This window comes from Kribbella italica (assembly GCF_014205135.1).
GTDB lineage: Bacteria > Actinomycetota > Actinomycetes > Propionibacteriales > Kribbellaceae > Kribbella > Kribbella italica.
The window spans coordinates 8,633,219-8,647,007 of sequence record NZ_JACHMY010000001.1; the positions used below are offsets into that span (position 1 = coordinate 8,633,219).

At 67.4% G+C, this 13,789-nt stretch carries 14 protein-coding genes; 3 read left to right on the forward strand and 11 right to left on the reverse strand.

Annotation, left to right across the window (positions count from 1 at the left end):
- Positions 1–5: 5 nt before the first annotated feature.
- From HDA39_RS40545 to HDA39_RS40580, 8 genes are all read right to left on the reverse strand, one after another.
- Entirely contained in the window at positions 6–1,031 is a 1,026-nt protein-coding gene (locus tag HDA39_RS40545) for an NAD(P)-dependent alcohol dehydrogenase (RefSeq protein ID WP_184804751.1), read from the reverse strand.
- Positions 1,028–1,711 carry an iron-sulfur cluster assembly protein gene (locus tag HDA39_RS40550; protein ID WP_202893275.1) on the reverse strand — a complete coding sequence of 228 codons (684 nt, stop codon included), beginning with the start codon at positions 1,709–1,711 and terminating at the stop codon, positions 1,028–1,030. The genes HDA39_RS40545 and HDA39_RS40550 overlap by 4 nt, the downstream gene beginning before the upstream one ends.
- Positions 1,712–1,737: 26 nt before the next feature.
- Positions 1,738–2,781, reverse strand: coding sequence for an amidohydrolase family protein (locus HDA39_RS40555; RefSeq protein ID WP_184804762.1), 1,044 nt, complete (start codon positions 2,779–2,781; stop codon positions 1,738–1,740).
- A gap of 18 nt (positions 2,782–2,799) precedes the next feature.
- The gene (gene mimD, locus HDA39_RS40560; RefSeq protein ID WP_184804765.1) at positions 2,800–3,171 is read right to left on the reverse strand and encodes a propane 2-monooxygenase effector subunit MimD; all 372 of its coding nucleotides are present in this window, start codon (positions 3,169–3,171) and stop codon (positions 2,800–2,802) included.
- On the reverse strand, positions 3,168–4,352 hold the full coding sequence (locus tag HDA39_RS40565) for a ferritin family protein (protein WP_184804768.1): 1,185 nt from the start codon (positions 4,350–4,352) through the stop codon (positions 3,168–3,170). Before HDA39_RS40565 ends, mimD begins: the two co-directional genes overlap by 4 nt.
- On the reverse strand, positions 4,349–5,422 hold the full coding sequence (locus tag HDA39_RS40570) for an NADH:ubiquinone reductase (Na(+)-transporting) subunit F (RefSeq protein ID WP_184804771.1): 1,074 nt from the start codon (positions 5,420–5,422) through the stop codon (positions 4,349–4,351). The genes HDA39_RS40565 and HDA39_RS40570 overlap by 4 nt, the downstream gene beginning before the upstream one ends.
- Before the next feature lie 92 nt (positions 5,423–5,514).
- Positions 5,515–7,164 (reverse strand): ferritin family protein, encoded by a 1,650-nt coding sequence (locus HDA39_RS40575; protein WP_184804774.1) that lies wholly within the window; start codon positions 7,162–7,164, stop codon positions 5,515–5,517.
- 157 nt (positions 7,165–7,321) lie between these two features.
- The gene (locus HDA39_RS40580) at positions 7,322–7,567 is read right to left on the reverse strand and encodes a hypothetical protein (RefSeq protein WP_184804777.1); all 246 of its coding nucleotides are present in this window, start codon (positions 7,565–7,567) and stop codon (positions 7,322–7,324) included.
- A 105-nt stretch (positions 7,568–7,672) separates the two neighbouring features.
- Here HDA39_RS40580 and HDA39_RS40585 point away from each other — a divergent pair, with 105 nt between their 5' ends.
- The 3 genes from HDA39_RS40585 to HDA39_RS40595 all read left to right on the forward strand — a co-directional run bounded on the left by HDA39_RS40585 (position 7,673) and on the right by HDA39_RS40595 (position 12,053).
- Positions 7,673–9,445, forward strand: a complete 1,773-nt coding sequence (locus tag HDA39_RS40585; protein ID WP_184804780.1) for an ATP-binding cassette domain-containing protein — start codon at positions 7,673–7,675, stop codon at positions 9,443–9,445.
- 102 nt (positions 9,446–9,547) lie between these two features.
- The gene (locus HDA39_RS40590) at positions 9,548–11,335 is read left to right on the forward strand and encodes a GAF domain-containing protein (protein ID WP_202893276.1); all 1,788 of its coding nucleotides are present in this window, start codon (positions 9,548–9,550) and stop codon (positions 11,333–11,335) included.
- A gap of 28 nt (positions 11,336–11,363) precedes the next feature.
- Positions 11,364–12,053: a hypothetical protein gene (locus HDA39_RS40595; RefSeq protein WP_184804783.1), complete on the forward strand. Its 690-nt coding sequence runs from the start codon at positions 11,364–11,366 to the stop codon at positions 12,051–12,053.
- Positions 12,054–12,226: 173 nt separating this feature from the next.
- Here the strand turns inward: HDA39_RS40595 and HDA39_RS40600 are convergent, their stop codons facing one another.
- The 3 genes from HDA39_RS40600 to HDA39_RS40610 form a co-directional block, all read right to left on the reverse strand.
- Complete coding sequence (locus HDA39_RS40600) at positions 12,227–12,487, reverse strand: hypothetical protein (RefSeq protein WP_184807063.1); 261 nt, start codon at positions 12,485–12,487, stop codon at positions 12,227–12,229.
- A complete protein-coding gene (locus HDA39_RS44185; RefSeq protein ID WP_420488809.1) occupies positions 12,400–12,768 on the reverse strand; it encodes a class I SAM-dependent methyltransferase in 369 nt (122 codons plus the stop codon). Before HDA39_RS44185 ends, HDA39_RS40600 begins: the two co-directional genes overlap by 88 nt.
- 259 nt (positions 12,769–13,027) lie before the next feature.
- On the reverse strand, positions 13,028–13,585 hold the full coding sequence (locus HDA39_RS40610; protein WP_184804787.1) for a GNAT family N-acetyltransferase: 558 nt from the start codon (positions 13,583–13,585) through the stop codon (positions 13,028–13,030).
- Positions 13,586–13,789: the final 204 nt, after the last annotated feature.

Consider the following 13,789-nt stretch of genomic DNA (forward strand, 5'->3'; position numbering starts at 1 on the left):
ATGCGCTACGGAACGAGGATCGCTCGCCCCCGCACCCGGCCGGCATCGAGATCCGCGACCGCCTCGGCGGCGGCCTCCAACGGGTAGGTCCTGGTGTGCAGCGTGACTTTCCCGCCCTGCGCGAGCGCCATCAGCTCGGCCAGGTCGGTGTACGTGCCGACGATGTTGCCGATCACGTTGCGCTCGGTGGAGATGAGGTCGAGTGTCGGCACCCGCAGCTCCCCGCCGTACCCGATGACGAAGTACGAGCCGTTCGGCCTGGTCATCGCGAAGCCGTCCTGCTCGGCTCCCTGCTCGGCCACGAAGTCCAGGACGACGTGCGCGCCCGCGCCGCCGGTCAGGTCCTGGACCGCCTGGATCTGGGTGCCGTCGGCAACGACACTGTGGTCGGCGCCGAGCTGCTCGGCGAGCTTGAGCGCCTCGGGGTTGCGGTCGACCACGATGATCCGGGTGGCGGTCAGCGCGGCCAGGCACTGGATGCCGATGTGACCGAGGCCGCCGGCCCCGATCAGCACGCAGGTGCTCCCGGGGTACAGCTGCGGGATCGCCTTGCGGACCGCGTGGTACGCCGTGATGCCGGCGTCGGCGAGCGCCGCGACATCCTTCGGCTGGGTGCTGGGATCGAGCTTCACGCAGGCCCGGGCCGACGTCAGCAGGTACTCCGCCATCCCGCCGTCGGAGTCGAGGCCGGGGAAGGTGCTGTCCTCGCAGTGCATGTCGTTGCCGGCCCGGCAGGCGTGGCACAGCCCACAGGTCGGGGTCGGGTGCAGGATCACCGTGTCGCCGACCTGCACGTTGGTGACCGCGGACCCGATCTCGTGCACCCAGCCGGCGTTCTCGTGCCCGATCGTGTACGGCAGGGTGGGTTGCATCGCGTCGGCCCACTGGCCCTCGATGATGTGCAGGTCGGTGCGGCACACGCCGGCGCCGCCGATCTTGACGATCACGTCCAGCGGGCCGCTGATCTTCGGCTCGGGAACGTCCTCGACCACTGGTTGCTGGTGGTACCCGTGCAGCCGGACTGCTTTCATCCTGGTCCCTCCTCGCCGGCTCCGGCACCGGCGTACCGGTGCTGGAGCATTCCCCTGCAGATCCCGGTGTTGGCCTCGATCCCGGTCCGGGTGAGCCGGGCGAAGCCGAGATGTTGCGGTACGCCGGCCGCGGCGACCGGCGTACCGGTGGCCGGGTCGACGAGCAGTGCGGCTCCGTCGTCGGAGCGCAGGCCGAGTTCGGCTCGCCGGCGACGGAGCCGGTCCAGGTCGGCCGACGGCGGTACGTCGCCCAGCGTCAGCCGGGCCAGCGCGTCCGGATCGGTGCCTGTGGCAACCAATGGCCGGCAGACCTGGTCGGTGCCGGCCAGCATCGCCTTGGACACGAACGTCCGGCGCAGTTCGTCCAGCTCGTCGGCGGCCTCGCCGTCGAAGGCCGCGACGAACCCGGCCCGGGCGGCCACGCCCGCGTTGATCTGCGCCGCCGCGAAGTGGTCCTCCAGCGTCACGTCGACGGTCCGCACCTCGGGCAGGGCCGCCAGGACGTCGTACGCGTCGGCGACCATCAGGAACGCGAAGTTGGGCGCGCAGAAGTAGGTCGGCAGCCGGAGCCGGACGACGACGTCGCCGGCGGCCGACACGTGGCAGGACGCGACGAATCCGAGCGTGGTGATCGGCTCGTCGAGCTCGGGGTCGCGGACGAGGTCCAGGGCGCTCAGCACCCTGGACCTCTGCGTCACCGTCGTCATTACTGGGTGACCAGCTTCGCGTCGTCCTGCGCCGCGGGCTCTGCGTCCCTGAGCTGCAGCTCGTCGGGCACCTTCAGGTCGTACAGCTTGGCCGCGTTCAGCCCGAGGATCTTCTTCTTGCCCTCGACCCCGAGCCGTGGGTAGTCGGCGAACTCCGGCAGATCCGGGAACTCCCAGTCGACGAAGCCCTCGATCTGCCACTTCGGCTCCCAGATGCCGTAGTCGCTGCCGAAGGTCATCTTGTCCTCGCCGACCCAGAACAGCAGCTCGCCCATCACCTTGCCGAAGAAGTGCGGCCGGGCCGCCATCAGGCCGCCGATCACGACCGACAGCCCGGCGTACACGTTGGGCTCCTGGGTCGCCATGAAGCAGAAGTCCTCGATCCGCGGCAGCCCGACGTGCTCCACGATGAAGTTCAGCTCGGGGAAGTCGGTCGCGGCGTGGTCGATGTCGGAGACGTCGAACGCGTCCTTGTCCAGCGGCCAGATGGTGGGGCCCTTGTGGACGTGCACGTTCTTGATGCCGTACTCCTGGGCCTTCTCCAGGTACCGGTACGCCGCCGGGTCGGTCAGCTTGTAACCGCGCGAGCCGTCGTTCCACTCGGCGGTGTAGAGCTTGACGCCCTTCGACCCGTACCGCTCCACGTTCGCCTTCAGCTCGTCCAGCCCGGCGTCGCCGTCCCGCGGGTCGAACCGGGTGTTCAGGACGAACATGCCCGGATGCTTCTCACCCAGGCCGGCGTTCTTCTCGGTGGTGTTGAAACCCTCCTTGTACCACTCCTTCAGGTACGTCGGCTGGAAGACCGCGACGTCCACGTAGCCGTCGGAGAAGACGTCCTTCATCAGGTCGTCCTCGGTGTAGCTCATGAACTTCTCGATCGGCCAGTGCGTCTCCTTCGGCGCCAGGCTCTGGTAGGCGTGGAAGCACTCGATCCAGCCCTTGGCGTACTGCTCGGCGCCCGGTACCCAGTTGTCCGGGCCGGCGTTCCAGTAGTGCATGTGGCTGTCGACCACGAAGTACTTCTCGCCGTTGTGCTCGTACACGGTCGCCTCCTGAGGTGCTCAGCGGGTGGTCAGGTCGAAGCCGATGTACTCGGCGGCGTCCTCGGGATTGGCGAACATGATCGTGCGGTCGTCGAGGTGGATCATCCGGCCGTAGTGGGTGGACATGTTCTCCTCGAACTGGGCCGCGTCGAAGTAGCCCTGCTCCTCGCCGAGCGCCTCCGAGATCTCGTCGTAGACGACCTCCATCTTGCCGATCGCGTCGACCCGGATCATCGACGGCAACGGCGTCACGGTGACGTTGTCCATCCCGCTCATCACCTCGGCCACGACGGCGCCGACCTGGTTGTTCATCAGCGTGAAACCGCACTTGTTGGACGGGGTGTTGTCGGACTTGAACGGGCTCTCTGCGGTGGTGAAGGCGGTGCTCACAGTCCCAGCTCCTTGGGCTCTTCCAGGCCCAACCCGACGACGATGCCGCGGAAGCGGCTCTTCGCCCGGTCCAGCCCGTCCTCGAATCGTGGCGGCTTGGTGTCCGGCTGCGACCACAGCGGCTGCAGCTTGCGGGCCGCGCCGATCGACCGCTCGGTCCAGGTGGACAGCCAGCCCTGCAGGATCGCCTTGTTGTGCTCGGCGAACTCCTTGTCTCCTGTGAGCAGCTCGAACATCGCCCGCGTGTAGCGCAGGTCGCGTTCGGCGAAGTCGTACTCCGCCGCGCCGACCACCGTCGGCGTCACGAAGTCGCCGTTGCCGGGCGCCGCGTGCTGGACCAGCTGGCTGCGGAACAGCTCGCCGACCAGCGGCTCGAACACGACGTTGGCGGCGAAGATCGCCTCGCACCAGTCGTCGATGCCGGTGAGCTGCTCGGCGACCTCCCGCACGCCCTGCCAGGCTGGGTCGGAGTTCCAGGTCTCCAGGTGGGCCTTGCCGTCGAAGTCCTCGATCTCCTCGCTCAGCGTCAGGTTGTACAGCGCGAGGTCCTGGGCGGCCCGGATCCGGTGCATGCTGTTCACCGAGATCGCGTTGTTGTGCATGTTGGTGGGAGCCCGCCGGTTCGCGTTCGCGTACAGGTAGAGACCGAGCCCGTGGTCGACGTGCATCCAGGCGCCGACGTGCTGCTCGACGAACCGGATCCAGTTGGGGTTCCACTGCTCGAAGGCCTTGGACTGCCGGGCCGCCTCGACGTTCTGGGTGACCTGCCGGACGACGTTGGAGTTGTACCGGTAGAGCGTCATCTCCCACTCTTCGTTGGGATCGCGGAACTCGTGCCAGCCGGTCGACGGCCACTCCTTGACGATCATTCCGCCGGTGCCCGGCCCGCGCTGCGGTGAGGGCTGGTCCGAGCCCCAGGCCTTCAGCTGCGTCCAGTCCAGCGGGTAGCCGCCGCGGCCGTCGGCGAATCCGTACAACCAGCCCTGGGTCAGGTAGTGCCGTGGGTCCGGCTGGACGTCGACCGTGACGTCCTCGTAGTGGCTCTGCTTGCGCTTCTGCGGCGTGTAGTAGTTGTACCGGCGGGCCGTCGAGTCCGGGAAGACCTTGGCGCCGGCCTCGGCGTCGGTGAAGACCGGCTGCGGCACGCTGCGTGCCTGCGGGGAGTCCTGTGTGGTCGTCATCTGGCTTCTTCCTCCAGCACCTCGGGATCACCGGCGTCGCCGGTGGTGGTGAACTTGTCGTAGAAGATCCGCTTCTGCGCGACCCCCAGCCGTTCCAGCAGGGGGAGCGCGGCCTCGACCATCGGCGGCGGGCCGCACACGTAGGCGTCGGCGCCGCCGAGGTCGTCCTCGTACCGGGCGACCACGTCGGTGATCAGACCGACCTCGCCGTCCCACTCGTCGTCGCCGGCCGGTTCGGACAGCGCCGGCAGGTAGCGGAAGTCCGGCAAGGTGGTGGCCAGCGACCGCAGCTCCTCGTCGAAGCACAGGTCACGCAGACCGCGCGCGCCGTAGTAGAAGGTCGTCGGCCGGTCGATCGCCCGTTCGGCCATCGACCGCAGCAGCGACAGGATCGGTGCCATCCCCGCCCCGCCGCCGAGGAACACCAGCCGGGCACCGGGGTTGTCGCGCAGGGTGAAGACCCCGAACGGCCCGGTCAGCTCCAGCCGGTCGCCGACCGCGACCCGCTCGTCCAGGTACGACGAGAACAGCCCGCCCGGGTAGATCTTGATCACGAACTCGAGCTGGCCGCCCTCGCGGCTCGACGTGTTCGCCATCGAGAACGACCGGGTGGCCTTGGTCCCGGGCACCGTGATGTCGACGTACTGGCCCGGGAAGTACTTCAGCTCGCCGGGGTCCAGCAGCCGCAGGACCAGGTGCCGCAGGTCGTGCGTGACCGCCGTGTTCGCGACCACCTCGGCGACGGCCTCCTGGATCGGCAGGCCGGACCTGATCATGTCCTCGTCGTAGTTGAGCAGCTCGATCGTGAGGTCCTCGTAGGCGTGCGCCCGGCACAGCAGCGTGTAGCCCTCGGACAGTTCGTAGTCCGGCAGCGCGAACGTCGAGTACCGGTCGAGCTCGATGTCGTCACCGTCGAGCACGAACGACTTGCAGGACGAGCACTGTCCCTCCTTGCAGCCGTGCATCAGCATCACGCCCTGCTCGGCCGCGGCCCGCAGGATCGTCTGTTCCTCGCCGACCTCGATCTCGATGCCGACCGGTTCGAACCGCACGACGTGCTTGTCGCCCATGGCTCCTCGCAACTGCCGACGGGACTGCGCCGACGGGATAGGGGGACCGGGGGAGGGCGGGTGAGGGGAACCCGCCCTCCCGTGGCAGGGGGTCAGTTGTCCTTCGGGGCGCGCCCGGCGGGACCGCCGCGCACGTACCGGGCCGCGAAGGCCGACCGCTCGTCGTCACCCATCTCGTTCAGCAGCACGTTCGGGCTCTGCAGCGGGGGACAGCGCCGCAGGTGGTCGAGCGTCCACATCTTGTCCGGGTTCAGGTCGAGGTGGGGCTGCGCGACCATCGTCTTGCCGTCGTCGCGGACGAAGCCCATGTCGGAGACGACGTCGGCCCAGTTCCAGCCGTGGTACAGCGTCTCCCACTCGCGGTGACCGATCAGCTTGCCCATGTTCGGCGTCTGCCGGCCCTGGTACGTCGGCCGGAAGGCGGTCTCGTCGGTCCACTTGCACATCTCGTGGCAGTACGTGCGCCACTGGCCGTCGACCTTGCCCATCACCATGTCCTCACGGACCAGGCAGGGCACCATGCAGGTCCAGCAGCGGTGCGGGTACTCGTAGTCGACGTCCTCGAACACGATCGGCTTGTGCCCGTTCGGCGTCGACAGCCGGTTGTAGTTCTCCCACCAGGCGCCGTACTTGTCGTACCAGCCCGGGTACTTGAACTCGAACCACTCGAAGTCCTTGTCGGTCATCGGGTCGATCCGCCAGTAGTTGGCCAGCCAGCCGGTGGCGAAGAACTGCGCGACCTCGTGCACGTAGCCCTTGTTCCAGATCTGGTTCCAGGACTCCTCGATCAGGTCGTGCGGGATCTCCAGCCCGTACTTCTCCAGCGGCACCAGGTAGCTGCGGTAGTAGTCGTCGTAGATCCAGCGGCGCCACATCTCGGCGTAGCTCTCGCGGTCCTTGCGGCGGTCCTTCGTGCCGTACTCGATGAAGGTGCCGATCGCGGCGTCGACGACGCGGTGGTTGTTCCACCAGGCGTAGCGCAGGTCGCGGGCCAGCAGCTGGTGGTTGTTCTCGTCGGCCAGCGCCATCAGCAGCGTCGCGTAGCCGTTGCTGATGTGCCGCGACTCGTCGGACTGGACCGAGTGGAACACCGTCGGCAGCAGGTAGTCGCCGTTCGCGGCGGCCTCGGCCGGCATCGCGACGAACAGCGTGTTGGTGAAGGCGGTCTCGGCCACGATGGTGAGGTAGATGCTGGCCGCGGTGATCGCGTCACCGGTGATGAAGCCTTCCGCGAACTGCCGGCCGATGGTGCCGCAGTAGTCGCTCTGGAAGTTGCGCAGGCTGGAGTTGAAGCCCGCCGGGTCGATGTAGTTGTTCATGTACAGGCGCTTGAGGTTCTGCTGGATCGTCGAGTGCCGGACCTCGTCGATCATCTGGATCGCCTGGCCGTTGTGCAGTTCCGGGTTCGGGACCGTGCGGAACAGCAGCGGCATCGCCCGGGCGGCCGAGATCTCGGGCAGCGGGATGATGGACAGGAACAGCTTCTGCCACTCCAGCCAGCGTTCCTGCACCTGCCGGAACATGTTGCCGCGGATCGCGCCGTCGGAGGCGCCGTACACGCGGTGGTCCTTCTCCTCCTGCATCGGGAAGTACGACCGCAGGACCTGCTTGAGCGGGTCCTTCTTCTGCGCTTTCTGGAACGTGTAGTCGGTCCCGTACTGGGAGACGGGCTCGTGGTAGGCGGGCTCCCAGGACAGCTCCTGGATCTTCTGGTGGGCCTTCGCCACACTTTGGCGACTCATGGCACTCCTCTGTGGCTCGCTGTGGCCTCTGGCCGGGCCCCACCCCCACGGGGCCGTACGACGTGGGTTGCGCCACGTCCTGCTTGCACTTGCAGTACAACGCACCCGGTACGTCGCGGGAGGTCTCAAATTGAGACTCCGCCGGCGCCGTACCGGATCAGCGGTCTCCGAAGACGGCTTCGCGGATCGCCGCGAGCTCCGCCGCGGCGTCGGGCAGGCTGCGTGCGTCACCCGGCACGGCCGGCCGGATGCCGAGCGTGACCAGCAACGCGGCCGCCGCCTCGCCCGGATCACCGGCCGACCCGAGCACCGGGTGCAGCCCGGCGTCGGCGAGCTGATGGAACACCGCGTTGACGACCGTCCACGGGTTGTAGCTCTCGTCGATGGCTTGCTGCCCGTCCATCCGATGCCCCTCTCCGCTGCTTCCATCAGAACCCCTCCGCGCGCGGGCGGCTGTCTCAAATTGAGACAACCGCGAGCGCGGACCCCGCTCCGTAGGCTCAGGCACATGCCTCAGAAGACGAAATCACCGCTGTCGTCGCAGAATGTCTTCACCTCGTCATTGTTCGGTTTCCGGACCGCATGGCGAAGCTCGGCAGCGTTGACCACGTGCAGCTTGGGACTACTGGTGGTGGTGAGCCTGTTGCCGGGTCTGCAGGTGGTCCTGATCGCTCGTCTGGTCGACTCTGTGTCGACCGGAGATTCCGGTGCGTTGACCACGGGGATGATCGGCGTAGCACTCTGCGTCGCTGCGACGGAACCGCTGGCCCAGGCGGTCCGTGCGCTCGGCTATCAAATCGTCAGCCGAGCCCGCGCCGACCTCCACGGCGATTTGGCGCACGCAGTTGCCGCGATGCCTCCATCGATGCTGCGCCGGCCGGAGACCGTCGACCGGGTGCAGTCTGTGAAAGATGCGATTTCCATGCAGACTGGTTATCTGTACTTGAATGTCCTCCTGGCACTGCAGGGAATCATCGGCGCCATCGGTGTTTGTCTTGCCGTCTTTACCTTCAATGTCTTGTCCGGCCTGCTCGTCCTGCTGGCAGCCCTGCCCGTCTATCTGGCCTCCAGCTATCTCAATCGGGTCCAAGACCGGATGGACGCTCCCTTGGCAGCGCTGTCGAGACGCGCCGGCTATCTGGAGACACTGATCACTCATCAGCGCAGCGCGACTGAACTCAACAGCTTGGGTACAGGTCAGCGAGTTGCCGCATGGACGGCGGCTCAATATCACACTGTGGCCGACTTCGAGAGCCGCCTTCTACGGCCCCTGCTCAAGGCTCAGATCCTCGCCGGGGTGGTCACTGGCGCTCTGATCGCCGCCGCACTCCTGGTCCTCGTGACCGAGCAAGCAACGGCAGGAGCAGCAGCAGGAGTTGTCGCTGCAGTGGCCGGGGCCGGGGCGATCCGCTCTGCAGGATTCTCGCTCGGATCACTTGCCGAAGCATCGCCCAGGGTCGGCCGACATCTTCAGTTGCTCGAAGATGCCCCCGAACCAGCACCACAAAGCGAGGCGCCCGCCGTTCACAAGATCGAGGCAGTAGATCTCAGGTTCTCGTACGACGAAGTATCGCCGCCGGCACTCGACGGCGTGTCCCTCAGCGCGCGGCGCGGCGAGATGGTTGCACTGGTGGGACCCAATGGCGCAGGAAAAACGACGGCAGTGAACTGTCTGATCGGAGCGCTCGATCCGAGTTCGGGAGGCGTATTCATCAACGGACAGAACGCCGCTCAGCTCGAGGAGGCTGAACGTCTCGCGGTGTTCGGCGCGTTGTCGCAGGAGTTCGGCCGCTTCGAGCTGCGAGTACGCGACGCGGTGGGGTTGGGTCAGCCCGCACGGGCACTGTCTGACGACGATCTCGCGGACGCTCTGACAAAGGCTCAGGCGGCGGATGTCGTGGCGGCCATGAAGAGCGGGCTCGATACGCAGCTCGGTGACCAGTGGGAGGGTGGAGTCGGGATCTCCGGTGGCCAGTGGCAGCGCATGGCTCTGGCGAGGATTTATGCGCGTAACGCGCCCGTCTGGATTCTTGACGAGCCGACCTCAGCGATCGATGCAGAGGCCGAGTACGAGGTGTTCGCACGGCTTCATCGAACTCGTGCGGACCGGATCACGATCGTCGTCTCCCATCGAGCGTGGACGCTCCAAGCCATGGATCGGATCTATGTGCTCGACAACGGATCGATCGTGGAGTCGGGAACCTTCGACGAACTGGTCGCAGCAGGCGGCAGGTTCACTGCGCTCTTTCGGAGTCAGATGGCAACCAGCACGTCGGACTAGGTTCCGTCCCCGTCCGGCGGTTGTCTCAAATTGAGACAACCGCCGGCGCGTGCGTGGCTAGCCTTGAAGCAGCGATGCCACCCTCGACAGTGAGGCCTCGTCGTGGAGGAACTGGACACCATCCCCGGAGGAGACAGCGGCCGGACCGAGAAGGCCCGGTTGAGTTTCCTGACCTACGACAACTTCCCGGTCGGCGACGTCCGCCGTCCGGTCCTCGCCTCCTGGGTCCGTTCGCGCCGGCGCAACCTGCCCGCCGACCGGATCGACCTCCCGTACGTCGCCGACCCGGATCTCGACCAGCCGCTGGCGCGCAGCGCGGACCCGGTCCTGCTGCGGCTGCACGAGCATCTCGACGGGCAGCCGATCAGCGTCATCCTGACCGAGCGGGACGGCCTGGTGCTGCGGCGGCTGACCGCCGACAACGAGCTGAGCCGGCACCTGGACCGGGTGCATCTCGCGCCGGGATTCAGCTACTCGGAGCAGTTCGCGGGCACCAACGGGATCGGGACGGCGCTCGAACGCGGCGGCCCGATGCACGTCTTCGGGCACGAGCACTACGCGGAGGACCTCGAGGACCTCGCGTGCGCCGGCGTACCGATCAAGCATCCGATCAGCGGCAAGACCGTCGGCGCCATCGACCTCACCTGCTGGCGCAAGGACGCGGGCTCGTTGCTGATCGCCTTGGCGAAGACCACCGCGGACCAGATCCGCGCGGCGCTGCTGCGGGACTGCACGGCGCGGCAGCAGGAACTCGTCGAGCAGTACCTGCAGGCCGGACGTCGTACGGCGGACATGGTGCTCGCCTTCGACGGCGACCTCCTGGTGATGAACGCCAACGCCCGGCGCAACCTCGACAACAGCGACCAGGCGGCGATCCTCGCCCAGGGCACCGAGCTCCTGACCGAGGGCCGATCCGCCGTGGCCGTCGAGCTGCCGAGCGGCACCCGGGTCCGCATCACCTGCCGCCCGGTCCCCGAAGGCGTCCGCACGACCGCCGCGGTCCTCCAGGTCACCCCGCGGGCTCCCGGCCTCGGCGTCATGACCGTCCGAGCCAGCCAGCCGCCCCCACGCCCCGAGCTTCCGGGCATGGTCGGCCGAAGCGGCCCCTGGCTCGCCTGCTGCCGAGACGTCGACAACGCCTACCGCGCCGGCCAATGGACCGTCCTCAGCGGCGAGGCCGGCACGGGCAAATTCGCCCTGGCCCGTGCGGCCCACCAGCAGAACAACCCCGCCGGCGCCGTCGCCGTACTGGACGCTTCTTCGACATCCGACCTCGCAGCCGACGTCGAGGCAGAACTGGCCGACGACACCGTGCAGGCGCTGATCATCCGCCACGCCGAGCGCCTCACCCCACCCCAGCTGGACGAACTGGTCGGAGCCTTCTACACCGCCCTGGAAGACCGCCGTACCGACCCACCTTGGGTCGCCCTGACCCTCACCGTAGGCAGCACCGACCCGGACCTGGGCGAACTGCTTCCACTCTTCCCCCTGACCGTCACCGTCCCGCCCCTACGCCACCACGCCGAAGACATCCGGGAACTGGTCCCCTTCTTCCTCAGCCGCCTGAGCCGAGGAGGCCTCCGCTGTTCCCCCGAGGCCCTCCACCAGCTCCTCCGCTCCTCCTGGCCCGGCAACACCGCGGAGCTCCGCCAGGTCCTCAAACAAATCGTCCAGCACCGCCGCCGTACCGGCGTAGTGGCCCTCGCCGACCTCCCCGCCGACCTCCAGTCCATCAGCCGCCGCAGCCTGAGCCCGCTGGAGTCCCTCGAACGCGACGCCGTCATCCGCAGCCTCCTGGACAACAACGGCAACCGCCGCGAAGCCGCCCGCGCCCTGGGCATGTCCCGAGCCACCATCTACCGAAAGATCCACGACTACGGCATCCGCTGATCTCCCTCCGTGGGACAGTGGCCCGACGATGACGATCTTCACCTTCCACCTCGCGGAGCTCCGCCCCACGACAACGGCAGGTGCACTGCGCAAGCCCCCGTCCGCCCCCGGCCTGCGCCACGCCGAGTGCCTGGCCCTGATGCGCCTGGGCGCCCCCACCCTCTCGCCGTCCCGCCTGCAACTCCGCCGCATGGCCATGTTCGCCCGCTGGGACGACGAGGCCGCCATCACGACCTTCCTCGCAGACGATCCCCTAGGCCGGCAACTCGCGACAGGTTGGCACGTCCGCCTCCAGTACCTCCGCCGCTGGTCCCGCCTGGCCGCCTTCCCCGACCTCCCCCCAAAAGCCGGCGAGTGGTCCCCAACCGAACCCGTGGTCGCAGTAACCGTCGCCCGAATGCGCCTTCTAGAAGTCCCAAGATTCCTCAAATGGGGCAAACCCGTAGAACGCCTCGTCCGCGACCACCCAGCCACCACCCTCGCCCTGGCCGCCGTGCGCCCACCCCGAACCATCTCCACCTTCTCCATCTGGCACTCCATCCAGGAGATGGAGGCCATGGTCCACGGCCAAAGCCCCGTCCCCAACCCCACCCGCCACGCCACCGCCATGACCGAACGCCACCGCCGAGACTTCCACCACGAGTTCGCCACCTACCGCTTCCGCCCGCTGTCAGAACACGGCACCTGGCAGGGCCGGTCCGGCTTCGTTCCCCGCTAGGAACGCTCAGTCGGTGGCCCAAGGCAACAAACCGGCCGGCATCGCGCCTCAGCAGAAGGCGACCACGAACTCGTCCGCCGTCCGCCCGGCACCCACAACCCCACCCGAGTCGGCAACCTCGACCCGCACGAACCCGCCCCGCAGCAGCATCTCGGTCAGCGTTTCCACCCCGATCACCCTGCGGCGCAGCAGATCCCGGTCCACCCACCGCCGTCATGCACCCACCGCCGCTCAGTGACCTGCACCCCGTCGACGGCATCCCAGTAACTCTCCACCTCGACCGAGGCCATCACCAGGCCGTTCTCGACCCGCACACTCCGCCGCGACGCCTCCAGAACCGGCCGCGTCAACGTCGAAATGACCACCACCGCCCCCTCGCCGGCGTGCGCAGCAGCCGTAGCAAGCGCGGCCTCCACCTCATCCTCACTCTGCAAGTACGCAAGGCTGTTCCCCAAACAGGTGACCACATCGAACGCCGCCCCAACCGAACGCTCCGCATATCACCCACCCGAACATCAACCCCGTACCGCTGACGCCCGTACTCCACCAACTGCTCCTGCAGATCCACCCCTACGGCGTCCACCCCGAACTCCGCCACCAGCCCCGCCAGATGCCGCCCAGTCCCACACCCAAGATCAAGCACCCCCCGGGGCCGCCACCCGACCCCACGCAAGATCCCCACAACCCCACCAACGACCCCGTCGCCCTCACCCATCAGGTCATAAACCTCAGGCCGCCGGTAAGCGAGATTTCCCTCCCGCAACCCGTTGTCGTCGATTGCCTCCACCCCCGGGTGAGTCCATCAGTCGCAGCAGCGACAGCTCCGGTTGCGCGCCCTGCCAACGCGCATCCAACTCGTCCAAACTTTACGGCCGCGACGGATCCGCACTCTCGACCCCCCAGGCCATGCGTCGCTACTACCACCCAACGCGCGACTCACAACCCGCACTGGGTTCTCCAACGCCGAGACACTCCTAGGCAGGTCGCAGGTTCAAGACCAACCGATCGAACACGGGCGAGTCGGGGAACGGTTGCTTCTCTCCGAGCTGGACCCATCCCCACGAGCGGTACGCCGCTTGTGCGGGCACGTTGTCCTTGCGCACCAGCAACTCCGCGGCCGGTTCGGGTCTTCCTTCGAGTAGCGCGTCATGCACTCGGCGCCCTACGCCTTTCCGCTGATGCTCCGGATCGGTGGCGAACTCCCGGAACATGTAGAGCGGCTCCGACTCAGCCGGTAGCCCCCATCCGGGGTACGCCGAGTGAAGGTCGTCCCAGATCGCGCCGTGTTGGTCTCGTGGACTACCGAAGGCGTAGCCAACCACGACGCCGGCAATTCGCCCCGCAACGAGCTCGAAGTCGCGACCGGGGAGGTACAGGTCGACCAGACGCTCCCAGAACTGGTCGGGATGAAACCACGGGTCGTACATCTGGTCGTCGTGCGAGGCGGCATACACCGGCAAGATGTCGTCACGCAGTTTCGCAGTGGAGATCGCGTCGTGCCGCTCGATGACCAACCCGTCGACATCGCTCATGCTGCTCTGACTACCCATCTGGAAGGCGGATCAACCTGTGCTGAGCTCAAGGCACACACGAGGGCTCGACAACGACGGGCTTCGAAATCTGCGGCGCAGGTACGGACCCAGTGTTTCCTTGGCCAGGGCAACGATCGGCCGGTCTGATCCTTGCTCGGCTGCCCCTCAAACGCACCGTGTCGGTTCGCCTCAAAGTGCGTCCAT